Source organism: Stenotrophomonas maltophilia, from assembly GCF_002799155.1.
GTDB classification, from domain to species: domain Bacteria; phylum Pseudomonadota; class Gammaproteobacteria; order Xanthomonadales; family Xanthomonadaceae; genus Stenotrophomonas; species Stenotrophomonas maltophilia_R.
In genome coordinates this window covers 115,202-139,064 of the sequence record NZ_NERD01000002.1, presented here as the reverse complement: position 1 = coordinate 139,064, position 23,863 = coordinate 115,202, and the positions used below count along the sequence as shown (strand labels likewise).

General features: G+C 67.8%; 23 protein-coding genes. 14 read left to right on the top strand and 9 right to left on the bottom strand.

The window, feature by feature from the left end; translation table 11 throughout:
- Positions 1 to 462: 462 nt before the first annotated feature.
- Positions 463 to 2,562, top strand: coding sequence for a glycosyl hydrolase family 18 protein (locus tag B9Y82_RS01165; RefSeq protein WP_100471234.1), 2,100 nt, complete (start codon positions 463 to 465; stop codon positions 2,560 to 2,562).
- Positions 2,563 to 2,620: 58 nt separating this feature from the next.
- Here the strand turns inward: B9Y82_RS01165 and B9Y82_RS01160 are convergent, their stop codons facing one another.
- Together B9Y82_RS01160 and xerD are read right to left on the bottom strand one after the other, a co-directional pair.
- The gene (locus B9Y82_RS01160; protein WP_100471233.1) at positions 2,621 to 3,403 is read right to left on the bottom strand and encodes a thioredoxin fold domain-containing protein; all 783 of its coding nucleotides are present in this window, start codon (positions 3,401 to 3,403) and stop codon (positions 2,621 to 2,623) included.
- 88 nt (positions 3,404 to 3,491) lie between these two features.
- On the bottom strand, positions 3,492 to 4,469 hold the full coding sequence (gene xerD / locus B9Y82_RS01155) for a site-specific tyrosine recombinase XerD (RefSeq protein WP_100471232.1): 978 nt from the start codon (positions 4,467 to 4,469) through the stop codon (positions 3,492 to 3,494).
- 56 nt (positions 4,470 to 4,525) lie between these two features.
- On the opposite strand from xerD, the gene B9Y82_RS01150 reads away from it, so the two are divergent.
- Positions 4,526 to 5,017 carry an RDD family protein gene (locus B9Y82_RS01150; RefSeq protein WP_100471231.1) on the top strand — a complete coding sequence of 164 codons (492 nt, stop codon included), beginning with the start codon at positions 4,526 to 4,528 and terminating at the stop codon, positions 5,015 to 5,017.
- Between the two features lie 56 nt (positions 5,018 to 5,073).
- On the opposite strand, the gene lptG is transcribed toward B9Y82_RS01150, so the two are convergent.
- Both lptG and lptF read right to left on the bottom strand, forming a co-directional pair.
- Positions 5,074 to 6,180 carry an LPS export ABC transporter permease LptG gene (gene lptG, locus B9Y82_RS01145; RefSeq protein WP_100471230.1) on the bottom strand — a complete coding sequence of 369 codons (1,107 nt, stop codon included), beginning with the start codon at positions 6,178 to 6,180 and terminating at the stop codon, positions 5,074 to 5,076.
- On the bottom strand, positions 6,177 to 7,259 hold the full coding sequence (gene lptF, locus B9Y82_RS01140; RefSeq protein WP_100471229.1) for an LPS export ABC transporter permease LptF: 1,083 nt from the start codon (positions 7,257 to 7,259) through the stop codon (positions 6,177 to 6,179). Before lptF ends, lptG begins: the two co-directional genes overlap by 4 nt.
- A 104-nt stretch (positions 7,260 to 7,363) precedes the next feature.
- On the opposite strand from lptF, the gene B9Y82_RS01135 reads away from it, so the two are divergent.
- The 5 genes from B9Y82_RS01135 to B9Y82_RS01115 all read left to right on the top strand — a co-directional run bounded on the left by B9Y82_RS01135 (position 7,364) and on the right by B9Y82_RS01115 (position 13,379).
- On the top strand, positions 7,364 to 8,842 hold the full coding sequence (locus tag B9Y82_RS01135) for a leucyl aminopeptidase (protein ID WP_100471228.1): 1,479 nt from the start codon (positions 7,364 to 7,366) through the stop codon (positions 8,840 to 8,842).
- Between the two features lie 82 nt (positions 8,843 to 8,924).
- Positions 8,925 to 9,350 carry a DNA polymerase III subunit chi gene (locus B9Y82_RS01130; protein ID WP_005415211.1) on the top strand — a complete coding sequence of 142 codons (426 nt, stop codon included), beginning with the start codon at positions 8,925 to 8,927 and terminating at the stop codon, positions 9,348 to 9,350.
- Positions 9,351 to 9,369: 19 nt separating this feature from the next.
- The gene (locus B9Y82_RS01125; protein ID WP_014035920.1) at positions 9,370 to 9,561 is read left to right on the top strand and encodes a YqaE/Pmp3 family membrane protein; all 192 of its coding nucleotides are present in this window, start codon (positions 9,370 to 9,372) and stop codon (positions 9,559 to 9,561) included.
- Between the two features lie 33 nt (positions 9,562 to 9,594).
- Positions 9,595 to 12,423, top strand: a complete 2,829-nt coding sequence (locus B9Y82_RS01120) for a valine--tRNA ligase (protein ID WP_100471227.1) — start codon at positions 9,595 to 9,597, stop codon at positions 12,421 to 12,423.
- A gap of 134 nt (positions 12,424 to 12,557) precedes the next feature.
- Entirely contained in the window at positions 12,558 to 13,379 is an 822-nt protein-coding gene (locus tag B9Y82_RS01115; protein ID WP_100471226.1) for an EamA family transporter, read from the top strand.
- 45 nt (positions 13,380 to 13,424) lie between these two features.
- Here the strand turns inward: B9Y82_RS01115 and rimI are convergent, their stop codons facing one another.
- From rimI to pssA, 3 genes are read right to left on the bottom strand one after another with little or no spacing between them, the layout of a single operon-like run.
- Positions 13,425 to 13,922: a ribosomal protein S18-alanine N-acetyltransferase gene (rimI, locus tag B9Y82_RS01110; protein WP_100471225.1), complete on the bottom strand. Its 498-nt coding sequence runs from the start codon at positions 13,920 to 13,922 to the stop codon at positions 13,425 to 13,427.
- Positions 13,919 to 14,422: a hypothetical protein gene (locus B9Y82_RS01105; RefSeq protein WP_100471224.1), complete on the bottom strand. Its 504-nt coding sequence runs from the start codon at positions 14,420 to 14,422 to the stop codon at positions 13,919 to 13,921. The genes rimI and B9Y82_RS01105 overlap by 4 nt, the downstream gene beginning before the upstream one ends.
- The gene (pssA, locus tag B9Y82_RS01100; protein WP_019660986.1) at positions 14,419 to 15,195 is read right to left on the bottom strand and encodes a CDP-diacylglycerol--serine O-phosphatidyltransferase; all 777 of its coding nucleotides are present in this window, start codon (positions 15,193 to 15,195) and stop codon (positions 14,419 to 14,421) included. Before pssA ends, B9Y82_RS01105 begins: the two co-directional genes overlap by 4 nt.
- An 80-nt stretch (positions 15,196 to 15,275) precedes the next feature.
- On the opposite strand from pssA, the gene B9Y82_RS01095 reads away from it, so the two are divergent.
- The 3 genes from B9Y82_RS01095 (at position 15,276) to B9Y82_RS01085 (ending at position 18,222) form a co-directional block, all read left to right on the top strand.
- Complete coding sequence (locus B9Y82_RS01095) at positions 15,276 to 15,650, top strand: DUF4124 domain-containing protein (RefSeq protein ID WP_100475149.1); 375 nt, start codon at positions 15,276 to 15,278, stop codon at positions 15,648 to 15,650.
- Positions 15,651 to 15,912: 262 nt separating this feature from the next.
- Positions 15,913 to 17,616, top strand: coding sequence for a proline--tRNA ligase (locus B9Y82_RS01090; protein WP_100471223.1), 1,704 nt, complete (start codon positions 15,913 to 15,915; stop codon positions 17,614 to 17,616).
- Positions 17,617 to 17,838: 222 nt separating this feature from the next.
- The gene (locus tag B9Y82_RS01085; RefSeq protein WP_005415203.1) at positions 17,839 to 18,222 is read left to right on the top strand and encodes an H-NS family nucleoid-associated regulatory protein; all 384 of its coding nucleotides are present in this window, start codon (positions 17,839 to 17,841) and stop codon (positions 18,220 to 18,222) included.
- Positions 18,223 to 18,333: 111 nt separating this feature from the next.
- On the opposite strand, the gene B9Y82_RS01080 is transcribed toward B9Y82_RS01085, so the two are convergent.
- Positions 18,334 to 19,593, bottom strand: coding sequence for a threonine/serine ThrE exporter family protein (locus B9Y82_RS01080; protein WP_100471222.1), 1,260 nt, complete (start codon positions 19,591 to 19,593; stop codon positions 18,334 to 18,336).
- A 91-nt stretch (positions 19,594 to 19,684) separates the two neighbouring features.
- Between B9Y82_RS01080 and B9Y82_RS01075 the strand changes: the two genes are divergently transcribed.
- The 4 genes from B9Y82_RS01075 to B9Y82_RS01060 are packed head-to-tail and all read left to right on the top strand — an operon-like array spanning position 19,685 to position 23,203.
- Positions 19,685 to 20,806, top strand: coding sequence for an MlaE family ABC transporter permease (locus B9Y82_RS01075; RefSeq protein WP_100471221.1), 1,122 nt, complete (start codon positions 19,685 to 19,687; stop codon positions 20,804 to 20,806).
- Between the two features lies 1 nt (position 20,807).
- A complete protein-coding gene (locus B9Y82_RS01070; protein ID WP_100471220.1) occupies positions 20,808 to 21,635 on the top strand; it encodes an ABC transporter ATP-binding protein in 828 nt (275 codons plus the stop codon).
- Between the two features lie 3 nt (positions 21,636 to 21,638).
- Positions 21,639 to 22,565, top strand: coding sequence for an MlaD family protein (locus tag B9Y82_RS01065; protein ID WP_057496696.1), 927 nt, complete (start codon positions 21,639 to 21,641; stop codon positions 22,563 to 22,565).
- A complete protein-coding gene (locus B9Y82_RS01060) occupies positions 22,562 to 23,203 on the top strand; it encodes an ABC-type transport auxiliary lipoprotein family protein (RefSeq protein WP_100471219.1) in 642 nt (213 codons plus the stop codon). Before B9Y82_RS01065 ends, B9Y82_RS01060 begins: the two co-directional genes overlap by 4 nt.
- 56 nt (positions 23,204 to 23,259) lie before the next feature.
- Here B9Y82_RS01060 and B9Y82_RS01055 read toward each other — a convergent pair whose 3' ends face one another.
- Positions 23,260 to 23,847: an alpha-ketoglutarate-dependent dioxygenase AlkB family protein gene (locus B9Y82_RS01055; protein ID WP_100471218.1), complete on the bottom strand. Its 588-nt coding sequence runs from the start codon at positions 23,845 to 23,847 to the stop codon at positions 23,260 to 23,262.
- Positions 23,848 to 23,863: the final 16 nt, after the last annotated feature.

The window sequence follows — 23,863 nt, the reverse complement described above, 5'->3', positions numbered from 1 at the left end:
ACGCCATGCGTGGATGCTCTGCGGTAGTGCCGGCCGCTGGCCGGCAACCAGGGAACAACACAAATCAGTCATTTGAAGAGCGAGCTGCGCAGGGGCGTAAGCGCCATGGATGGCGCGCCCGAGCCTACAGGGACGTATTCACGGCGTCCCCTGCGCAGCCCACCCGACCGGCCAACCCCCAGAAATCCGCTGTTCGCGGAAAGCCCCAGCCACGAGGGGGCTCCGCCGATGGCCGCCTACCGCGCGCAGCGCCGCCCTCCGCCCGGATCCCGGAACCATGCGCTTGCTCACGGATTGACCACGCGATTGATGACAACGTTGTCCCCACCTGGCGCCGGACTCTCTCCCCGGCCTCCCAGGTGCCTCCGTCCGGCCCCTCCGTCGCCTTCCCGGGCGACGCCCGGACCTGCGTCACGCGCGGCGCCATCGGGGCCCGCGCGCCCTTTGATCGGAGACTTACCCATGTACGACCCGATTGTGCGCAGTGCCGAACGTTCGACCCGAAGCTGTCGTCCCCGGCGACTGGCCTGGCTGCTCGCCCTGGCCGCCGGTACCGCCGCCCTGCCCGGCCTGGCGCAGGCTGCCAGCTGTGCCGGGGTGGCCCAGTGGGACCAGGCCAAGATCTACCGGGCCGGCGATACCCTGCAGAAAGGAGGCGTCCTCTATCGGGCGAACCAGGACATCTGGAACGCGCCCCCGGACCATCCGGCCGGTGCGCCCTACTACACCAACCTTGGCGCCTGCGATGGCAGCGGCAGCAACCAGCCGCCGGTGGTCAGCCTGACCTCGCCAGCCAACGGCGCGACCTTCAGCGCCGGCAGCACGGTCAACGTGACCGCCAACGCCAGTGATCCGGATGGCAGCGTCGCCAAGGTCGAGTTCTTCCGCGATGGCAGCACGCTGGGCGTAGCCACCAGTGCGCCGTATGCGGCCAGCTGGGCCAATGCCAGCGCCGGCAGCCACACCCTGCGCGCAGTGGCGACCGACAACAACAACGCGACCAGCAGCACCGCGACCATCACCATCACCGTCAACGCCGCCGGTGGCGATACCACCGCACCGAGCGTGCCGGGCGGGCTGGCGGTGGGCACCCGCACCGCCAACAGCATCGCGCTCAGCTGGAGCCCGTCCACCGACAACACCGGTGGCAGCGGCGTGGCCGGCTACGACGTGTACCGCAACGGCAGCCTGGTCGGTTCGCCGTCCAGCGCCAGCTATGTGGATGGCGGGCTGACCGCGTCGACCACCTACCGCTACCGCGTGCGCGCCCGCGACAACGCCGGCAACGCGTCGGCACAGGGCACCGAGATCAGCGCCACCACGCTTGCCGGTGACGGCGGCACCACCGGCAAGCGGGTCATCGGCTACTTCACCCAGTGGGGCATCTACGGCCGCAACTACCGGGTCAAGAACATCGACAGCAGCGGCTCGGCCGCGCGCCTGACCCACATCAACTACGCGTTCGGCAACGTGCGCAACAACCGCTGCGAAGTGGGCGTCACCCAGCCATCGGATCCGAACAGCGGTGCCGGTGGCGATGCCTTCGCCGATTACACCAAGGCCTTCAGTGCCGCCGAGAGTGTCAGTGGCAGCGCCGATACCTGGGACCAGCCGCTGCGCGGCAACTGGAACCAGCTCAAGCAGCTCAAGGCCAAGTACCCGGGCATGAAGGTGCTGATCTCGCTGGGCGGCTGGACCTGGTCGCGTGGTTTCTCCAGCGCGGCGCGCCCGGAAAACCGCCAGGCCTTCGTTGCCTCGTGCATCGACGCCTACATCAAGGGCAACCTGCCGGTGACCGACGGTGCCGGTGGCGCCGGTGCCGCACTGGGCGTGTTCGACGGCATCGACATCGACTGGGAATACCCGGTGGCCTGCGGCATCGAATGCGGCAAGCCGGAGGACAACGCCAACTTCACCGCGCTGATGGCCGAGTTCCGCCGCCAGCTCGATGCGGTGCGTCCGGGCCTGTTGCTGACGGTGGCGGTGGGTGCCGGCATCGACAAGATCCGCGTCACCGATCCGGCCGCATACCACCCGTACCTGGACTACATCAACGTGATGACCTACGACTTCCACGGCGCGTGGGATGCGAAGACCAATCACCAGTCGGCGCTGTTCGATTCGCCGAATGATCCGTCCACCGGCGACCAGAAGCTGTACAACAGCAATGACGCCATCGAGGCCTTCATCAGCCGTGGCGTGCCCGCCGCCAAGCTCAACCTGGGCATCGGCTATTACGGGCGTGGCTGGACCGGTGTGGCCAATGCCAACAACGGCCTGTACCAGACCGCCAGCGGTGCCGCCCCGGGCACGTATGAAGCCGGCATCGAGGACTGGAAGGTGTTGAAGAACCTGGCGTGGCCGGGCTACACCGACAACACCGCCGGTGCCACCTGGATCTACAACGGCAGCACGCTGTGGAGCTTCGACACCCCGGCCAACATCACGCGCAAGATGGGTTACGTGAAGACCCAGGGCCTGGGCGGTGCGTTCGTCTGGGAGTTCAGCGGTGACGATGCGCAGGGCACGCTGACCAAGGCGGTCAGTGATGGCCTGAAATAAGGAAAAAGCCGGGGATGCGACACGCATCCCCGGCTCTACAGGAAAAGGTCGGCTGCGATCAGCGCTTCCCGGACAGCTTGTCCAGCGCCGCACGCAGCTGTGCCGGCGGCAGGTAACCGCCCAGCTGGGTGCCATCGGGCGCGAAGATCGCCGGCGTGCCGTTGACGCCCAGCTGCTGGCCCAGCGCGTACTGCATCGCCACCGGGTTGGTGCAGTTCCTGGCCGGCACGCTGCCACCGCGCTTGGCGTTGGTCAGCGCCTGCCGACGATCGGCCGCACACCAGACTGAAATCATGTCGGTGTAGTCCTTGCTGCCCAGGCCCATGCGCGGAAACGCCAGGTACTCCACGGTGATGCCGTTGCGGTTGAGCTCGGCGATGTCCTGGTGCAGCTTGCGGCAGTAACCACATTCGATGTCGGTGAACACGCTGATGGTGTACTTCGCGTTCGGCGCAGCGAACACGATGCGGTCGCCGTGGTTGGCCTTGGCCAGCAGGCCGCGACGATAGCCGAGCAGGCCTTCGCTGTTTGCAGGGCCCTTGGCACGGGTGTCGTACGGCTGCGACTGGAACAGGTAGCGGCCATCATCGGACACGTACAGCAGCTGGCCGGAGACGACGACCTCGCGGAAGCCGGGGAACGGCGCGGCACCGATGTAATCCACCTGGAAACCCGGATTGAGTGCGGTCAACGCGGCACGTACCGCCTGGTCGGCCGGCGCGTTGGCGGCCGGGCTGGCCTTGGCCGCAGCAGCAGGCGCCTTGGCGGCCGGCGGAGCCGGCTGGGCGCAGGCGGTCAGGCTGAGCGCACCGAACACGGCGGCGATGGCAAATCGGAGCATGGAGCGATCCGCAACAGAAGAAGATCCCGGATTCTGACACAGCCACCGGAGCCGGGCCGCGACGCCCGGCACGGCCCCGGGCAGCGATTCAGCCGCGCGGATGGTGGCGGGCGTGCAGCTTCTGCAGATGCTCGCGCGCCACCAGGGTGTAGATCTGGGTGGTCGACAACGAACTGTGTCCGAGCAGCATCTGCAGCGCGCGCAGGTCGGCACCGCGGTTGAGCAGATGGGTGGCGAAACTGTGGCGCAGGCCATGCGGGCTGATCCGCGCCGGGTCGATGCCGGCCACCTGCGCGTGGCGCTTGACCAGGTGCCAGAACGCCTGCCGGGTCAGCGCGTGCAGCGTCGGCTCGATGAACAACGGCGTCTGCCCATCGGCCAGCGCGTGCACCTTGCCCTTCCCGACCAGCAAAGGCCGCGACTGCTGCAGGTAACGCTCCAGCCAATGCTGCGATTCCTCGCCCAGCGGCACCAGCCGTTCCTTGCTGCCCTTGCCGGTGACCCGCAACACGCCCTGGCGCAGGTTGACTGCGGTCGCAGGCAGCAGCACCAGCTCGCTCACGCGCAGGCCAGCGGCATACATCAGTTCCAGCATGGCGCGATCGCGCAGGCCCAGCGGGCTGTCGATGTCCGGTGCCGCCAGCAGCGCATCGATCTGGCTTTCGGCCAGCGCCTTGGGCAACAGCCGTGGCAGCTTCGGCGGGTCGAGCAGCGCACTGGGGTCCTCGCTGCGTTCACCCCGGCGCACGCCATCGGCGAAGAATGCGCGCAGCGCCGACAGCAGGCGCGCATTGCTGCGCGGCGACCAGCCATGCCGGGTGCGCCAGGCCAGGTAATCGAACAGCCCGGGACGCTCAATGCCGGCCAGGCCACCGTCGCGCCCATCCATCCAGCGCGCCAGCCCTTCCAGGTCACGCCGGTAGCTGTCCAGGGTGGCGCGGGCCAGGCCGTTCTCGGCCCAGATCGCATCAAGGAAACGCTGGATGCGCGCGCTGTCGTCGGCGCGCAGCTCGGGCAGTTGCTGGACCAGCTGGCGGCGTTCGGCGGGGGTGGAAACAAGGGCCATGCATGCAGGATACGAGGGCCACTGCGGGCACGGCCAGCTTTGCGTATGCTCGGCGCATGTCCCGCCCTGCCACCGACACGGCCCCTGCGGCCGCTACCGAAATGCCCCGCCCACGTGCCTTGTTGGCCTGGCGCGTGCTGGCGATGGTCTACGACGCACTGCCGGTGCTGGCGCTGTGGATGCTGGCCGGTACGCTGTTCACCCTTGCCTACACCTTCAGCGGCCACGCGCAGCGCGAGAACATCGCACCCTTCAGTGCCTGGCAGTGGCTGCTGTGGGCGGTGTGCTGGGGAATCACGGGGTGGTACGCCACGGCCAGCTGGCGCCGTGGCGGACAGACGCTGGGCATGCGTCCGTGGCGGCTGAAACTGCAATCGAGCGATGGCACGCCGCTGCGGATCGGCCAGCTGTGGCTGCGCTTCGCGGTCGGCACGCTGTCACTGCTGCTGGGCGGGCTGGGTTTCTGGTGGGCCTGGGTCGACCGCCAACGCCTGACCTGGCATGACCGCGCCAGTGGCACCCGCGTGGTGCGCATGCCGAAGCGGTGATGCGCTGTCTGTAGCCGAGCACAGGCTCGGCTACAACAACGCTACAACAACCAGAATCAGCCCGACTTGCGCCGGAACAGCAGGCCGGACACCGCCAGCATCACGATCGGTGGCAGCGCATAGGCAATGCGGTAATCGAACTTCAGCGCACCGGCCATGCGGCCGAAGAACAGCTGCAGCAGCCAGAAGCCCAGCGCGAACAGGATGCCCAGGAACAGGCGCTTGCCCATGCCGCCACTGCGCAGCGAACCAAACGCGAACGGCACCGCCGCCAGGCACAGCGCCAGCACGTTCACCGGGTAGAACCAACGGCTCCAGTACACATCCTCGAAATCACGCGCATCCAGCCCGTTGCGCTCGCGGTAGGCAATGCTGGTGCTCAGCTCGGCTACGCTCAGGTTGCGCGGCTTGGCGATGCCGGTCGCCAGCGCGGCAGGATCCAGCTTCGAGTTCCAGGGTTCACGCGCCACTTCCTGGCGGGTTGCCGAGCGCTCGCCGAAGGTGTCTCGACGCACCCCGGTCAGCGCCCAGCCGTCCTTGTCGTGCTCGACCGTGGCGGCGTGGGTCAACGAGGCAATCCGGCCATCCTCGGCGATGCGGTACAGACGCACGTCGCGCAGGATCAACCGGGTTCCCTTGTCACCGACCAGCTGTTCCTCGCCGCTCTGCGCGTTGAGGAACGTATCGCCCTCGCGTGCCCACAGACCGGAATAGCGGGTGGTGGAGATATCCCGCCCCCACTTGGCGCTGGATTTGAGCGCATCGGCGCGGTCCTGGCCCCATGGCCCCAGCGTCTCGGCGCTGAGCACCATCACCGCGGTCAGCAGCGACAGGGCGATCGCCACCGACACGCTCAGGCGCTTGCGCGACAGGCCCAGCGCGCGCAGCGCGGTCAGCTCGGAGGTGGCGGCCAGCTGGCCCAGCCCCATCAGCGCGCCGATCACTGCCGCGGTAGGGAAGAAGGTGTAGGCACGGCGGGGCACGGTGTACAGCACCCACGCCGCAGCATGCCCCAGCGTGTAGCCGTTCTTGCCGATGTCCTTGAACTCACCGGAGAAGGCCATCACCACGTCCAGGCCGGTCAGCACGGCCCAGGTGAGCAGCACGGTGGTGAACACCGCACGACCCAGGTAGAAGTCGAAACGCATCGGGCGCAGCTTCATGCGCGGGCTCCCTTCGTGCGGGCCAGGCGGCCATCACGCACGTACATCCAGATGGCCAATGCCAGCAGCGGCAGGGTCAGCCACCACAGGCCAAGCGCGCCGGGAATCTTGCCGTCGGCGATCCAGCCGGCGCCGATGAAGGTCAGGTTGGTCCCTACCATGTAGGCCAGCAGCGCCAGCATCATGCGCCCGTAGCGCTGCTGGCGCGGCGAGCTGCGGCCCAGCGGCACGGTCAGCAGGGCGAAGGCCAGCGCGATCAGCGGCGGTGCCAGGCGGCGGTGCAGCTGGGCCTGTGCCTGCGGCCGCGCATCGCCGATCAGCTCCAGGGTTGGCATCAGTTCCGGGTCGTCCTCGGTGCGGGTCTGTGCGCCATCGGGCAGGGCCACATCGTTGCGGGCAAAGGTCGCCAGGCGGTAGTCCAGCGCGCCGGCCACCGGCCCTTCCACCTGGTGGCCGTCATCCAGCTCCAGGAAGCGCTGGCGGGTGCCCTCGAAGTACATGCGGCCGCTGTTGGCCGACACCACTTCCAGGCGATCGTCCTTCTGCCGCTGCAGGAATACCTTGCCCAGCTCGGTGCCGTCGGGCGAGATCGAGGACAGATAGACCACGCCGCCATTGGGCAGCGGTGTGAAGCGGCCCGGCTCCAGGCCGGCCATCAGCACGCTGCGGTTGGCCTCGATGATCATCTGCTCGGCCACCCGGCCGGCCCACGGGCCCAGCCACAGCGAGCAGGTGCCGACCAGCAGCACCACCGGTACCACCAGCATCAGCAGCGGCCGCAGCAGCCGCTTGGGCCCCACGCCAATGGCGGTGATGACCGCCATCTCCGAGTCGCGGTACAGGCGGGCGATGGCCAGCAGCAGGCCCAGCATCAGCGCCAGCGGCAGGATCAGCGGCAGGTAGGCGATGAACTGCAGGCCCAGCTGGGAGAACAGCAGCTTGGCCGGCAGGCGCCCGTCGGCAATGTTGCCAAGGATGTCCACCAGCACGCCGCCCACGCTGACCACCAGCAGGACGATCAGGGTAGCCAGGAAACTCTGGACGAAATCGCCCAGCAGGTATCGGTCGAGCTTCAGCATGGGGCGGTGGTTTAAACTCTGGGGTTCGTTCGCGGTGCCGCCCAGTCTACTGTCTGGGCGTAAACGGCCTGCGATTGTACGGACTCGCCAATGGAATCTGCTCAATGGCCCTCGAATTCACCCTGAACCACGTTGCTCCGGCCACCGCCACCGTTGATTGCTTGGTGGTCGGCGCGTATGCCGACCATACCCTGACTCCGGCTGCGCAGGCCCTGGACGCCGCCAGTGGTGGCCGCCTGGCCGCCCTGGCCCAGCGCGGCGACCTGTCCGGCAAGACCGGCGTCACCACCCTGCTGCACGACCTGCCGGGCGTGTCTGCCCCGCGCGTGCTGGTGGTCGGCCTCGGCGAAGCCGCCCGTTTCGGCGTGCCGCAATACCTGAAGGCCATCGGCGACGCCGTGCGCGCGCTGAAGGCCGGTGCTGCCCGCAGCGCACTGTTCACCCTGTCCGAAGTAGCCATCAAGGACCGCGACGCGGCCTGGGCGATCCGCCAGGCGGTGATTGCCGCCGATCACGCCGCTTACCGCTACACCGCCACCCTGGGCAAGAAGAAGGCCGACGATGCCGGCCTGGCCCAGCTGGCCGTGGCCGGTGACGACGCCCAGGCGCTGGCCCAGGGCCAGGCCATCGCCGCCGGTGTCGAGTTCGCCCGCGAACTGGGCAATCTGCCGCCGAACTACTGCACCCCGGCCTATCTGGCCGAAGTGGGCGTGAAGTTCGCCGGCGAACACGAAGGCGCCGAAGCCGAGATCCTCGACGAGCACCAGATGGAAGCGCTGGGCATGGGCTCGCTGCTGGCCGTGGCCCGTGGTTCGGCCAACCGCCCGCGCCTGGTCGTGCTGAAGTGGAACAATGGCGGCGACGCCAAGCCGTATGTGCTGGTCGGCAAGGGCATCACCTTCGATACCGGTGGCGTCAACCTGAAGACCCAGGGCGGCATCGAAGAGATGAAGTACGACATGTGCGGTGGCGCCAACGTCATCGGCACCTTCGTCGCCGCAGTCAAGGCCAAGCTGCCGCTGAACCTGGTGGTGGTGGTGCCGGCGGTGGAGAACGCCATCGACGGCAACGCCTACCGTCCGTCCGACGTGATCACCTCGATGTCGGGCAAGACCATCGAAGTCGGCAACACCGACGCCGAGGGCCGCCTGATCCTGTGCGACGCGCTGACCTACGCGCAGCGCTTCGAGCCGGCCGCGCTGGTCGACGTCGCCACCCTGACCGGTGCCTGCATGGTCGCCCTGGGCCACCAGACCGCCGGCCTGATGAGCAAGCACGACGACCTGGCCAACGAGCTGCTGGCCGCGGGCGAGCACGTGTTCGACCGCGCCTGGCGCCTGCCGCTGTGGGACGAGTACCAGCCGATGCTGGATTCGACCTTCGCCGACGTCTACAACATCGGCGGCCGCTGGGCCGGTGCGATCACCGCTGGCTGCTTCCTGTCGCGCTTCGCCGAAGGCCAGCGCTGGGCCCACCTGGACATCGCCGGCGTGGCCAGCGATGAAGGCAAGCGTGGCATGGCCACCGGCCGCCCGGTCGGCCTGCTGAGCCAGTGGCTGCTGGACCAGGCCGCCCGCGCCTGATGCCGTACCCGACCCTGGCCGGCCTGCGCCGGCCAGGGCCTCGCCCGGCACTGCCGGGCCCCTGCCTGACCCGGACCCTGCCATGCCCCGCGCCGACTTCTACCTGATTGCCAAGCCCCGCTTCCTGACCGAGCCGTTGCGCCTGGTCTGCGAGCTGGCACGCAAGGCCAATGACGCCGGGCTGTTCACCCTGGTGCTGGCCCGTGACCAGGCCCAGGCCGAGGAACTGGACGAGCTGCTGTGGGCGTTCGACAACGATGCCTACATCCCGCACCAGATCGCCGGCGAGGACATGGACGAGGAAGAGGCCCTGGTGCTGATCGCCGTGCCCGGCACCGAGGCACCGGCGCGCCCGCTGGTGATCAACCTGCGCGACGAGCCCTGGCTGGGCCAGTGCGAGCGCGTGCTGGAGGTGGTTCCGGCCGATCCGGAAGCGCGCGAACCATTGCGCGAGCGCTGGCGCCAGTACAAGGCCGCCGGTTACGACCTGAACAAGCACGACATGTAAACCCGGCGAGGACCCCTTGATGCGCCTGCTGATCGCCCTGATTCTTCCCTGGCTGTCTTTTTTCACCATCGGCCGACCGCTGGCCGGCATCGTCTGCCTGATCCTGCAGATCACCCTGATCGGCTGGTTGCCTGCTGCCATCTGGGCCGCCTACGCGGTCAGCCAGTACCACACCGACCAGAAGATCCGGCGCGCCCTCGGTTCGCGCTGATCTCCCTTCCGCCTTGATTACCGGTTCCCCCGCATGACCCAACTCGCCTCCAGCTACGACCCGAAGTCCTTCGAGACCGACCTCTACGAGGCCTGGGAGAAGGCCGGCCACTTCAAGCCGTCCGGCACGGGCGAGCCGTACACCATCCTGCTGCCGCCGCCGAACGTGACCGGCACCCTGCACATGGGCCATGCGTTCCAGCAGACCCTGATGGACGCACTGGTGCGCTACCACCGCATGCGCGGCTACGACACGCTGTGGCAGGTCGGTACCGACCACGCCGGCATCGCCACCGAAATGGTGGTCAGCCGCAACCTGGCGCTGGAGGGCAAGGGCGAGACCCGCGATTCGCTGGGCCGCGAAGGCTTCATCGGCAAGGTCTGGGAGTGGAAGCAGCAGTCCGGTGACACCATCGAACGCCAGATGCGCCGCCTCGGCACCTCCGCCGACTGGTCGCGCAGCACCTTCACCATGGACCCGCAGCCGTCGGCGGCGGTCAACGAAGCCTTCGTGCGCTGGTACGAGCAGGGCCTGATCTACCGCGGCCAGCGCCTGGTCAACTGGGATCCGGTGCTGAAGACCGCGATCTCGGACCTGGAAGTGGAGAGCGCCGAGGAAGACGGCTTCCTGTGGTCGATCGCCTACACGCTGGATGACGGCCTGAGCTACGAGCACGTCGAGCGCGATGCCGACGGCGTGGAAACCCTGCGCGAAACCCGCGACTACCTGGTGGTCGCCACCACCCGCCCGGAAACCCTGCTGGGCGATACCGCAGTGATGGTGCACCCGGAAGACACGCGCTACGCACACCTGATCGGCAAGAACGTGGTGCTGCCGCTGACCGGTCGCCGCGTGCCGGTGATCGCCGATGACTACGTGGACCGCGCGTTCGGCACCGGCGTGGTCAAGGTCACCCCGGCCCATGACTTCAATGACTATGAAGTCGGCGTGCGCCACAGCCTGCCGATGATCAACCTGTTCACCCCGGTGGCAGCGCTGAACGAAAACGCGCCCGAGCGCTTCCAGGGCCTGGACCGTTATGAAGCACGCAAGGCCGTGCTGGCCGAACTGGAAGACCTCGGCATCCTGGTCGAGACCAAGGCGCACAAGCTGCAGGTGCCGCGCGGCGACCGGACCGGCCAGGTGATCGAGCCGTACCTGACCGACCAGTGGTTCGTGAAGATGGACGACCTGGCCAAGCGTGGCCTGGAACTGGTCGAGGACGGAAGCATTGCCTTCGTGCCGCCGAACTGGATCAACACCTACCGCCACTGGATGAACAACATCCAGGACTGGTGCATCAGCCGCCAGCTGTGGTGGGGCCATCGCATTCCGGCATGGTTCGATGCCGCCACCGGCAGCTGCTACGTCGGTCGCAGCGAGGAGGAAGTGCGGACCAAGAACAACCTGGGCAGCGACGTGGTGCTGAACCAGGAAAGCGACGTGCTGGAGACCTGGTTCTCCTCGCAGCTGTGGCCGTTCTCCACCCTGGGCTGGCCGAACGAGCAGGCCATGGCCGAGCGCGGCTTCGATCGTTACCTGCCGTCGTCGGTGCTGATCACCGGCTTCGACATCATCTTCTTCTGGGTGGCGCGCATGATCATGGCCACCGACAACCTGGTCGGGAAGATCCCGTTCAAGGACGTCTACTTCACCGGCCTGATCCGCGACGGCCAGGGCCAGAAGATGTCCAAGAGCAAGGGCAACGTGCTCGACCCGCTGGACATCATCGACGGCATCACCATCGACGACCTGGTCGCCAAGCGCACCGGCGGCCTGATGCAGCCGAAGATGGTGGAGAAGATCGAGAAGGCCACCCGCAAGGAATTCCCGGACGGCATTGCTGCCCACGGTGCCGACGCGCTGCGTTTCACCATCGCCGCGCTGGCCACCCACGGCCGCGACATCAAGTTCGACATGAACCGCGCCGAGGGCTACAAGAACTTCTGCAACAAGCTGTGGAACGCCAGCCGCTTCGCCCTGATGAACACCGAGGGTGCTGCATTCACCGGCGTGCCGACCCCGCGCACCGATGCCGAACGCTGGATCCTCTCGCGCCTGGCCGCCACCACCGCCGAGGCACAGGGCCATTTCGCCGCCTACCGCTTCGACCTGTTGGCGCAGTGCCTGTACGAGTTCGCCTGGAACGCGTTCTGCGACTGGTTCCTGGAACTGAGCAAGCCGGCACTGAACGGTGCCGACGCCGCCGACGCCGAAAGCACCCGCCACACCCTGCTGTACGTGCTGGAAGCGCTGCTGCGCCTGCTGCACCCGCTCACCCCGTTCATCACCGAACAGCTGTGGCAGCAGCTGGCGCCGCGCCTGGGCCTGGCCGAGACCACGCTGTCGCTGCGCCCGTACCCGACCGCCACCGAATTCGAAGGCGATTTCGCCCAGGCCGAGGCCGACGTGGAATGGCTGAAGGCGGTGATCAGTGCAGTGCGTCGCGTGCGCAGCGAATTGAACGTCGCCCCGTCCAGGCAGGTGCCGCTGCGCCTGCAGGCCGGGCTGGAGCAGGATCGCGTGCGCATCGAACGTTTCAGCGCCTCGCTGTCGTTCCTGCTCAAGCTGGACAGCATCCAGTGGCTGGCCGAGGGCGAAAGCGCACCGCCGGCCGCCGCCGCGATCGTGGGTGAGCTGAAGCTGCTGGTGCCACTGGAAGGCCTGGTTGATCTCGATGCCGAGCGTGTGCGCCTGGACAAGGAAATCGCGCGCGTCGAAGCCGAAAAGGAAAAGAGCGAGACCAAGCTGGCCAGGTTCACCGACAAGGTGCCACCGGCGGTGGTCGAGCAGGAGCGCGTGCGCCTGGTCGACTGGAACACCCAGCTGGCCGGCCTGCGCGAGCAGCGCGCCAAGCTGTAAGCGCCGCGCTCTGGTGCGTGCCAACCAAGGTTGGCACCTACCACGGCGGGAAAGGTTGGCACCCACCGAAGCGGCATCGGAAACGCCGGGCAATGCCCGGCGTTTCCATTTCCCCGGCATGGCATCATCACCGGATGCCGCTTTCCATCTTCCTGCTGGTTCTCGCCGCAGCCGCGCTGCATGCCAGCTGGAATGCGATCGTCAAACGTGGACCGGACAAGTTCCTTGGCACGGTGCTGGTCACCGGCAGTGCCGCGCTGTTGTCGGCCGCCGCCCTGGGCTTCCTGCCCTTGCCGGCCGCACGGAGCTGGCCGTGGCTCGGCGCGTCGGTACTGCTGCAGGTGACGTATTACGGGCTGGTCGCACGCTGTTACCAGCAGGTCGACATGAGCCTGGCCTATCCGCTGATGCGTGGCAGCGCGCCGATCCTGGTCGCACTGGCGGGCACCCTGCTCGGTGAGGCCTTGCCCGCCGCAGCGTGGCTGGGCGTGGTGCTGGTAAGCACCGGCATCCTGTGCATGGCACTGGGGGCGCGTGGCGGCCAGCTGCGCCTGCCGCTGCTGACCGCGGCAATGATCGCCACCTACACCCTGGTCGATGCGCAAGGCGCGCGGCAGTCAGGCAGCGCGCTCAGCTACACGCTGTGGTTGTTCCTGCTGTCGGGCATTCCGCTGCCGCTGTGGGCGTTGTACACCCGCGGCGGCGTGGTGCTGGACTATGCGCGGCAGCATTGGCCGCTGGGCCTGGCCGGTGGCGTCGGCACCACGGCCTCTTACGGGATGGCCCTGTGGGCGATGACCCAGGCGCCGGTGGCGATGGTCTCGGCGCTGCGCGAATCCTCGATCCTGTTCGCGCTGCTGATTTCGGTGTTCCTGCTGCGCGAACGCATACCGCGTGCGCGCTGGCTGGCAGCGGCGCTCATCGTCGGCGGTGTGCTGGCGTTGCGGCTGGCGTGAGCGGCGCATCGGGCGCGCCGGCCGCTGGCCGGCAACCATTCCCCGTTACAGCGGCGGCATTGCCTGCAGGTCGCCGTCGACCAGTTCGATCGCCATCACCACCGCATCCTCGCGGCCCTGTGCAGCCGGGTAGTAGCGCGGGCGGCGGCCGATCTCGTTGAAGCCTTCGCTGTGGTACAGCGCCAGCGCCGGCGTGTTGGACGGACGCACTTCCAGGAACACGCGCTGTGCGCCGCGGTCGGCGGCCAGCTGCACCAGCGCGCGCAGCAGCTGGCGCCCCAGCCCGCGCGACTGCGCCAGCGGATCGATGCAGATGTTCAGCACGTGCGCTTCATCGGCGGCGATGCTGAGCACGCCATAGCCGATCAGCAGGCCATCGCGCTCCATCGCCAGGCCGGGATAGCCGGCGCGCAGGCAGTCGATGAAGATGCCGCGGGTCCAGGGAAAAGGGTAGCCCCGCAGCTCGATCGCCATCACGGCGTTGAGGTCGCTCTCGCGCAGCGCGCGCAGGCTGACCGGGCCGGGCCGGGTCACCGCGCTCATGGCGTGCCCCGCTTGCGCAGGGCACGCAACTGCGGCCACAACGCACGCTTGGCGGCTGGGTCGCGGCGCAGCTGGTCCAGCGGCCAGCTTTCCATCAGCCGCTGCGTCGCCGGGTCGTTCGGGTTGCAGCCGGACGCACGCAGCAACGCGATCTGCAGGCGATCCGGCAGGCGGACCACCGGCTGGCGTGCGTTGCCGCTGGGCATCGGGCGCTGAGACGCCGGCACGGTATCCGGGGCGCTGACCGGCGTTTCGCGGCCCGGCGGTGCCGGGCGTTCCTGCCGGGCTGCGGGCGCCGGCCCGGCATGCGGTTCGCGCGATAGCACGGGGGCCCGCACCGGTTCCGGCGCGGCGACGCTGGCCTCGGCTTCGGCCACGCTCAGCTGCAGCGCGGCATCCAGCTCGGTGGCCAGCTGGCCGTCGTGATAGACGGTGTAACCCATGGCCTGCAGCCAGGCCTGCTGGGCCGGTGACCACAGCACGGGCAGGTCCTGGCTCACGCGGCCTCGGGCTTCTTGCGCAGGCGCTGCACGGCCCACATCACCGGGCCGGACAAGGCGTACAGGATGCCGACCGCGAACAGCACGCGCGGCAGGTCGATGACCGCAATGGCGATGGCCACCGGCACCAGGGCCAGCACCAGGAACGGCACGCGGTCCGAACGGGTACCCTTGGCACCGCCGCCCTTGAAGCTCCAGAAGCGGATGCGGCTGACCATCAGCAGTGCAGCGATGATCGTCACCGCCAGCGCCACGTAGCGCAGCTGGTTGCCGTCCCAGCCCAGGTTGCCATCGGCGAACGCCCAGACGAAGGACATCATCAGGCCCGCTGCAGCCGGGCTGGCCAGGCCGACGAACCAGCGCTTGTCGACCACCGCCACCTGGGTATTGAAGCGGGCCAGGCGCAGTGCCGCGCAGGCCGCATACAGGAAGGCCACGGCCCAGCCGACGCGGCCGAGCAGCGGATCGTCGAACTTCAGCCACGACAGCGACCAGTGGTACATCACCAGCGCCGGGGCCATGCCGAAGCTGACCAGGTCGGCCAGCGAGTCGTACTGCACGCCGAATTCACTGCTGGTGCCGGTCAGGCGCGCCACGCGCCCGTCCAGGCCATCCATCACCGCCGCCACGAACACGGCGATGCTGGCATTGACGAAATCCCCGTTGGCCGCGGCGATGATCGCGTAGAAACCGGCGAACAGGCCGGCGGTGGTGAACAGGTTGGGCAGCAGGTAAATCGTGCGCGAGCGCGGCGGCGGTGTGATCGGGTCCATGGAATCCAGTTTAATCGACTTGCCAGCGGTCGGCGCCAATGCTGCAATCGGCGTTCTGCGCCCATTCCGTGGAGTTTGCCATGCGTGCCCTGTCCTGCCTTGGATGCCTGCTGCTGTTGGCCAGTGCCAACGCCGTGGCCGGCCCCGTCTACAAATGGAAGGACGCCAATGGCGTAACCCAGTACTCGGAGACCCCACCGGCGGGCAAGAAGTTCGAGACCCGCGAACAGGCCCGCACCCCGCAGGCCACGACCAGCACCGAGACCCCGGCCGCGCCGGTCCCCGAGCAGTGCAGCACGGCCCGGGCCAACCTGGCCCTGTTGGATGGTGGTGGCCAGGTGATGCAGGACACCGATGGCGATGGCAAGCCCGATACTCCGTTGACCCCGGAGCAGCACACCGCGCAGAGGGGATTGGCCGAAGCCGCCATCAAGGCCTACTGCCCAGCACAGTGAGGGTATCGGCAGGGCTTGCAGCCCTGCACCCGCAGAGGCAACAGCAAGGGCAACGTCAAATGCCAGAGCGGCTTCCTGGGGGATGGCAGGGCACTGTGGGTTTACGGCGTCCCCTGCCACCGGACCCACCCCGCCATCCCACAGGAAGCCCGCTGTTGCTGTTGACGTTGCTTCAGGCGGGTGCAGGGCGCAGCCCTGCCGATACCCCTCCCCCCGGCCGGGCTGGCAGAATAGAGGTCTCTGCCGTTATCCGAAGCCGACGATGCGCCTCTCCCAGTTCCACCTGCACACCACCAAGGAAACCCCCAGCGACGCCGAGCTCACCAGCCACCGGCTGATGCTGCGCGCGGGCATGATCCGCAAGCTGGCATCGGGCCTGTACACCTGGTCGCCGCTGGGCCTGCGCGTGCTGCGCAAGGTCGAGCGCATCGTGCGCGAGGAAATGGACCGGGCCGGTGCCGTGGAATTCCAGATCCCGACCATCCAGCCGAAGGAACTGTGGGAGCAGACCGGCCGCTGGCAGAAGTTCGGCCCGCAGCTGCTGAAGATCAAGGACCGCAAGGACCAGGTGTTCTGCTACAGCCCGACCGCCGAAGAAGCGGCCTGCGACTTCGCGCGCAGCGAGCTGTCCAGCTACAAGCAGCTGCCGGTGAATTTCTACCAGGTGCAGACCAAGTTCCGCGACGAGATCCGCCCGCGCTTCGGCGTGATGCGTTCGCGCGAATTCCTGATGAAGGACGCCTATTCGTTCCACCTGCACGATGAGTGCCTGGTGCGCGAGTACGAGAACATGAAGTCGGCCTACAGCCGCATCTTCACCCGCCTCGGCCTGGATTTCCGCATGGTGCAGGCGGACTCCGGTGCGATCGGCGGCGATGCGTCGCAGGAGTTCCACGTGATCGCCGATTCCGGTGAGGACGCCCTGGTGTTCTCCACCGGCTCGGATTACGCGGCCAACATGGAAGCGGCCATTGCCGCCGATCCGGCGCCGCGTGCGGCCGCCACCGAAGCGATGCGCAAGGTGGAAACCCCCACCCAGAAGACCTGCGAGGACGTCGCGGCACTGCTCGGCATCGACCTGCAGCGCACCGTCAAGTCGGTGGCGCTGATCGCCGGCGAAGGCGAGGCGCAGCAGTTCGTACTGGTGCTGGTGCGTGGCGACCACGAGGTCAACGAGATCAAGCTGGCCAAGGTTGCCGGCCTGGACGAGCAGCGCTTCGCCAGCGAATCAGAAATCGCCGAGTACCTGGGCAGCGTGCCGGGCTTCCTCGGCCCGGTCGCCCCGGCCAAGGCCATCCGCGTGGTGGCTGACCGCGAAGTGGCGGCGATGGCGGACTTCGTCGTTGGTGCCAACGAGGCCGGTTTCCACCTGGCCGGCGTCAACTGGGGCCGCGACCTGCCGGAACCGGAAGTGGCCGATATCCGCAACGTGCGTGCCGGCGACCGTGCCGTGGACGGCGGTGAACTGAAGATCGCCCGTGGCATCGAAGTCGGCCACGTGTTCCAGCTCGGCCGCAAGTACGCCGAAGCGCTGGATGCCACCGTGCTGGATGAAAACGGCAAGGCGGCGGTGATGGCGATGGGCTGCTACGGCATCGGTATCTCGCGCGTGGTGGCTGCCGCGATCGAACAGAACCATGACGATGCCGGCATCATCTGGCCGGATGCGATGGCACCGTGGCAGGTGGTGGTATGCGTGATCAACCCGAAGGGCGATGCAGCCGTGGCCGACGCCGCTGCCACCCTGCTGCAGGAGCTGCGCGACGCGGGCCTGGATGCTGCACTCGACGACCGCGGCCTGCGCCCGGGCGCGATGTTCGCCGACATGGAACTGATCGGCATTCCGCACCGCGTGGTGGTCAGCGAACGCGGCCTGGCCGGCGGTACCTACGAGTACCGCTCGCGCCGCGCCAGCGACGCGGAGAGCCTGGACAAGGCGACCCTGCTGCAGCGACTGCAGGGCTGACATGAAAAGACCGGGGCCTGCCCCGGTCTTTTTTTTGCCTGCGCCAGCGCGGGCCAATATTGCAGCGGACATAATCCGGTCAAAATCACCGCAACAGCGTCGGCATGCCGCCACGGCATGTCCTTCCTGCATTTGTGCTTGGATTAATTCATCTCTATTCTGTCCGCCGACGCCATGGACTGGCTCGTCCCGTCCACTTATTAGTTTCCGGAGTAACCGTAAATGAGCATTGACCTGACCGGCCTGTCGGCGCGCGAACTGGGCGCCCTGATCCGCACCGCGAAGAAGCAGCAGACCATCGTCGCCAAGCGCCGGCCGATCACCAAGGTTCGCGCCCAGCTGACCAAGCTGGCCAAGACCGAGGGTTACACCATCGAGGAACTGTTCGGCGACGCCCCGGCCCCGCGCGCGCGCAAGGTCGCCAAGGTTGCCAAGGCCCCGTCGAAGACCGCCGGCCGCAAGCTGGGCAAGGTGGCCCCGAAGTACCGCAACCCGGCCAACCCCAAGGAAACCTGGACCGGCCGCGGCAAGCAGCCGCGCTGGATGGCCGAGCTGACCGCCAAGGGCAACAAGAAGCCGGAAGATTTCCTGATCAAGAAGGCCTGAGGCCGGATCGGGATGCACTGAAGAACGCCGGCGAACGCCGGCGTTTTTTCATGTCCCGGAAAGGTGTGTGGACCAACGGTCCACACCCACAGGAAGCAGCCCAGAGGGCGATTACAGGGTTTTGCGAGCGGGCATCAGCAGGTTGCCGAACAGCAGGCCGGCCACCAGCGCCATCACCACGTTGAGCACGGTGAGGAACACGCTCTGGCCGGCCCCCACGTCCTGCTGCTGGACCAGGGTCAGCACGCCGCGCAGGCTGGTGCTGCCGGGCACCATCATGATGATGCCCGGCAGGCGGATGATCGCGCCCGGACGCCCGACCAGGCGGCCGAACAGATTGCCACCGGCAGTCAGCAGCATCGCCGACAGGAAAATGCCGGCCGGCGCGCCCCAGGCGTGCCCACCGAACTTGGAGATCGCATAACCGGCCACCGAGGCGGCGATCACCCACGGGTAATCGCGGCGGTTGGCCTTGAACAGCATCGCGAAGGCGAAGGCTGCGGTCAGCAGCGAGCCCCACTCCACCCATGGCCCCTGCGGCCGCGTGGCGCGGACCACCGGGTCCAGCCCCAACACGTCGGCCAGGGTCACCGCGATCATCGCGCCGACGCTGAGCTTCATGATGGTGGTCAGCGCGCCGGCAAAGCGCGCGGTCCCCGACACCCAGTGCTGGCTGGCCAGCTCGTTGACCGCATTGGTCAGCGACATGCCGGGCAGCAGCACCACCAGCGAGGCGATGATCACCGTGTTGAGGTTGAGCGCACCGATGAAGGATGCGACCAGCGTGGCGACCAAGCCGGCCAGCAGCGCGGCCAGTGCCTCGGCGGCTTCGCGGGTGGCCGGGCGGCGGTCGGTGACCATGCCGAGCAGGCCGATCATCAGGCCGATGACACCGGCCGTGGCAATGTCCAGCCACGGCAGCTTCCACATACCCGCCACGCCGGCCGCGCCGAGGCTGAACGACAGGATGGTGCGCAGCTTGCCGCGTCGGCCCGGATCCTTGTCCAGCTGGCGCAGCGCGGTATGGCCCTGGGCGATGCTCATCCGCCCGTTGGACACTTCCTCAGCGATATGGTCGGCGACGCTGAGCTTGTGCAGGTCGTTCTCACCGGGCGCCAGGCGGATCACGCGGGTGATGTCACTGGAGCCGATCGCCTGCGCCGGATCGCTGAAGCTGAGGATGATACCGGTGGGATTCGACCACGGTTCACAATCCAGATCGAGCTGGCGGGCCAGTGCCACCACCGCCGCTTCCAGGCGTTGGGCCGTGGTGCCATAGCTGTGCAGGCGTCCGGCGATCTCGGAAACAAAGGCCACGCGCTGTGCGTAGGTAGCCTGGGGCGTGGGGATCGTGTGAGCGTCTGCGGACATGCGCCGTAGTATTACCTACGCTGGGCCCACCGGAGAAATTCATCCGAGTTCGACGCGAAGCCCGATACAGAACGGTTATGCTGCGACCCGAATGGCCCAAGTGACCCCGAACCACGCCCCCCAGCTCGAACAGGATGCCCACGACCCGGGCCTGATCCGCCTGTCCGGCACCTGGACCTTGAAGACCGCGCTGGCCGCGGCCGAGGTCCTGCACGGCGTTCCCGATACGCTAACCGGCATCGATGCCACCGGTATCGAACAGCTGGATTCGGCTGGCGTGCTGCAGGTACTGCGCGTGGCACATCGTGCCGATCTGCACGAAGACGCACTGCAGTTCCGCCCGGACCACCAGGCGCTGGTGTGCACCATCGAGGAAGTGGCCGACGACCGGCCCAAGCCCAAGCGCGATTTCGGCGTGCTGGCCGCGCTGGAACGGCTGGGCGTCAGCGTCCACACCACCGGCCACAACATCAAGGCGCTGTGCAGTTTCCTCGGCGAGAACCTGGTCAAGGCGGCCCGGCTGGTCAAGGAACCCCGCCGTTTCCGGCTGACCGCCACCGTGCACCAGATGGAGCAGGTGGGGCTGGACGCGGTACCGCTGGTGGCGCTGCTGTCCTACCTGGTCGGTGCGGTGATCGCCTTCCTCGGCTCGACCATCCTGCGTGACTTCGGCGCCGAGATCTACGTGGTCGAGCTGGTCAACATCGCCTTCCTGCGCGAGTTTGCCGTGCTGCTGACCGCCATCGTGCTGGCTGGCCGCACCGCCAGTGCGTTCACCGCGCAGATCGGTGCGATGAAGGCACGCGAGGAAATCGATGCGATGCGCACGCTGGGCCTGGACCCGGTCGACCTGCTGGTGTTGCCTCGATTGCTGGCATTGCTGGTCACCCTGCCCCTGTTGACCTTCATCGCGATGGTCGCCGGCCTGGCCGGCGGCATCACCGTGGGCGCGTTCGACCTCGACATCCCGCCAAAGATGTACATCGCGCGCATGCACGAGACGATGGAAGTGCGGCACATGCTGGTCGGCCTGTCGAAGGCGCCGGTGTTCGCGCTGGTGATCGGCCTGATCGGCTGCCTGGAAGGACTGAAGGTCGAGGGCACCGCGCAGTCGGTCGGCGAGCGCACCACCTCCAGCGTGGTGCAGACGATCTCGCTGGTGATCATCATCGACGCCTTCGCGGCGTTGTGGTTCATGCACATGGACTGGTGACATGAGCACATCCGCCCTCCCCGAAACCCTCGACATGCACGATGGCGACGGCCACGAACTGGCCATCCGCGTGCGTGGCCTGGTCAACCGCTTCGGCAGCCAGACCGTGCACGAAGACCTGGACCTGGACGTGCGCCGCGGCGAGATCCTGGGCGTGGTCGGCGGCTCCGGTACTGGCAAGTCGGTGCTGATGCGCTCGATCCTTGGCCTGCGCACGCCCGACGAGGGCCGGATCGAAGTGCTGGGCCGCGATGCGCGTGCCGACGATGCCGAGAGCCGCCTGCACATCGAGCGCAACACCGGCGTGCTGTTCCAGGACGGCGCGTTGTTTTCGTCGCTGACCGTGGGCGAGAACGTGCAGGTGCCACTGAAGGAACACCATCGCGAACTGCCCGAACGCTGGCACTACGAACTGGCGCTGCTGAAAGTGAAACTGGCCGGCCTGCCCGCCGACGCGATCAACAAGCTGCCCTCGCAGCTGTCCGGCGGCATGCGCAAGCGCGCCGGCCTGGCCCGGGCGCTGGCGCTGGATCCGCCGCTGCTGTTCCTGGACGAACCCACCGCCGGCCTCGACCCGATCGGCGCGGCGGCATTCGACCGCCTGATCAAGACCCTGCAGGAAGCGCTGGGGTTGACCGTGTTCCTGATCACCCACGACCTGGACACGCTGTACGCCATCTGCGACCGCGTCGCCGTGCTGGCCGACCGCAAGGTGGTGGCCAACGCGCCGCTGCCGGACATCGAGAAACTGGATCATCCGTGGATCCAGGAATACTTCCACGGACCCCGCGCGCGCGCCGCGCGTGGCGAACAGATCGAGAGTGCCTGAGCCATGGAAACCAAAGCCAACTACGTGCTGATCGGCGCGTTCACCCTGATCACCGGCCTGGCCCTGCTGGCCTTCGGCCTGTGGGCGGCCAAATACTCCTCCGACCGCACCTGGCAGGAATACCGCGTGGTCTTCCGCGAAGCGGTGACCGGGCTGTCGGTGGGCAGCCCGGTGCAGTACAACGGCATCGCGGTGGGCTCGATCACCGAACTGAACCTGGTGCCGGACGACCCGCGCCAGGTGGTCGCGCGCATCCGCCTGAACTCGACGACACCCGTCAAGACCGATACCCGCGCCAAGCTGGCGATCACCAGCCTGACCGGCCCGTCGATCATCCAGCTTAGTGGCGGCACGCCGCAGTCACCGGCGCTGACCACGGTCAACAAGGACCCGGCACCGATCATCCCGACCACCCCTTCCGCGCTGCAGAACATCACCGACGTCGCCAACCGCATCGTCGAGCGCATGGACCAGATCCTCAGCGACCGCAACGTGGCCTCGATCAACGCCACGCTGGCCAATCTGGAGACGATCAGCGGCGGCCTGGCCGACCGTGACCAAGGCACCCAGGCACTGCTGCTCAGCGCGCGCGATGCCGCACGCAGCCTGGACACCACGCTGAAGACCACCAACGGCACCATCGAGCGCCTGGACAAGAACCTGGTGCAGCAGCTGCCGGGCATCATCGACAAGCTCGACGCTACCCTGGCCAAGCTCGACTCGGCCGCTGGCAACGCCGATTCGATCCTCGGCGAGAACCGCGCCGCGATCAACAGCTTCGCCAATGATGGCCTTGGCCAGCTGGGCCCGACGCTGACCGAACTGCGCGGCCTGATCCGCGACCTGCGCCGGGTCAGCGACCGTCTCGAGAACAATCCCGCGCGCTACCTGCTGGGCCGCGACGCACCGAAGGAGTTCGAACCCAAATGAGCCCGACCACCCTTCCGCGCCTGCTGCTGGCCGCTTCGATGGTCTCCCTGCTGGGCGGCTGTTCCATTCTTGGCAGCAGCGAGAAGACCGCGGTGACGCTGTACTCGCCCGCCGTGCAGGTGAAGGCCGACCCGGCGTGGCCGCAGGCCAGCTGGCAGCTGGTGCTGGCCAAGCCCAGCGCCGCGCGCATGGTCGACAGCCCGCGCATCAATGTGCGCCCCACACCGTCGCAGATGGAGATCTACAAGGGTGCCAGCTGGGCGCAGCCGGCCACCGACATGATCGAAGACACCCTGCTGCGCGGGTTCGAGGATTCCGGCCGCATCCGTGGCGTGGCCCGCGTGGCCGCCGGCATCCGTGCCGACTACAAGCTGTCCACCGACGTGCGCCGATTTGAATCGGATTACCAGGGCCAGGCTACGCCAACCGTGGTGATCGAAGTCAACGCCAAGCTGATCCACGTCGCCGACCAGCGCGTGGTGGCCGACCGCACCTTCCGCCAATCGCAGCCGGTGGGCAGCACCGACGTGCCAGCCGTGGCCGCCGCGTTCGAGCGCGGCCTGCAGCAGCTGGCGCAGGACGTGGTGGGCTGGACGCTGGTGAGCGGGCAGAACGACGCCACGGCGGCCAAGCGCTGACGCGTCGCAGGGGTCAGAGCCCTTTCCTGCCGGAAAGGGCTCTGACCCCTTCTTGGTCACCGCGGCGTAATCCAGCGGAAGGTCAGGTTGATTCGTTCGCCCTGCACCCGCGCCATCTTCGGCAGCGCGTGCTGGTAGAAGCGCTGGGTTTGTCCGGCCATCAGCAGCAGGTCGCCATGGCCCAGCACGAATTCGGCCTTGCGCGCCGGTTCGTCGCGGCGTCGCAGCAGGAATCGGCGCGCAGCGCCCAGGCTCAGCGAAGCAATCACCGGGGCCGGCCCCAGCTCTGGCTCGTCATCGCTGTGCCAGCCCATGTAGTCACCGCCGCTGCGATAGCGGTTCAGCAGCACGCTGTTGAAGCGGCCGTGGCCTTCCGCTTCCAGGCGCCCGCGCACGGCCTGCAACACGGGCGCCCATGGGTGTGGCACAAACTCGGCACCGGAGTAGCGGTAGCGCGCCTGCGGGTCGCCGATCCAGCAGCTCAGCCGCGGCGAGTCCACCCAGTTGCCGAACATGCGGATGCGATGGGTTTCCCAGGGCACCTCGGCCTGCAGCGAGGACAGCAGCTGGTCGGCGTCGGACGCAGCCAGCCAGCCCGGCAGGTGCAGGACATCGGCATCGGGCAGGTCGTGGGGGAACAGCATGGTCACACGCTAGCAC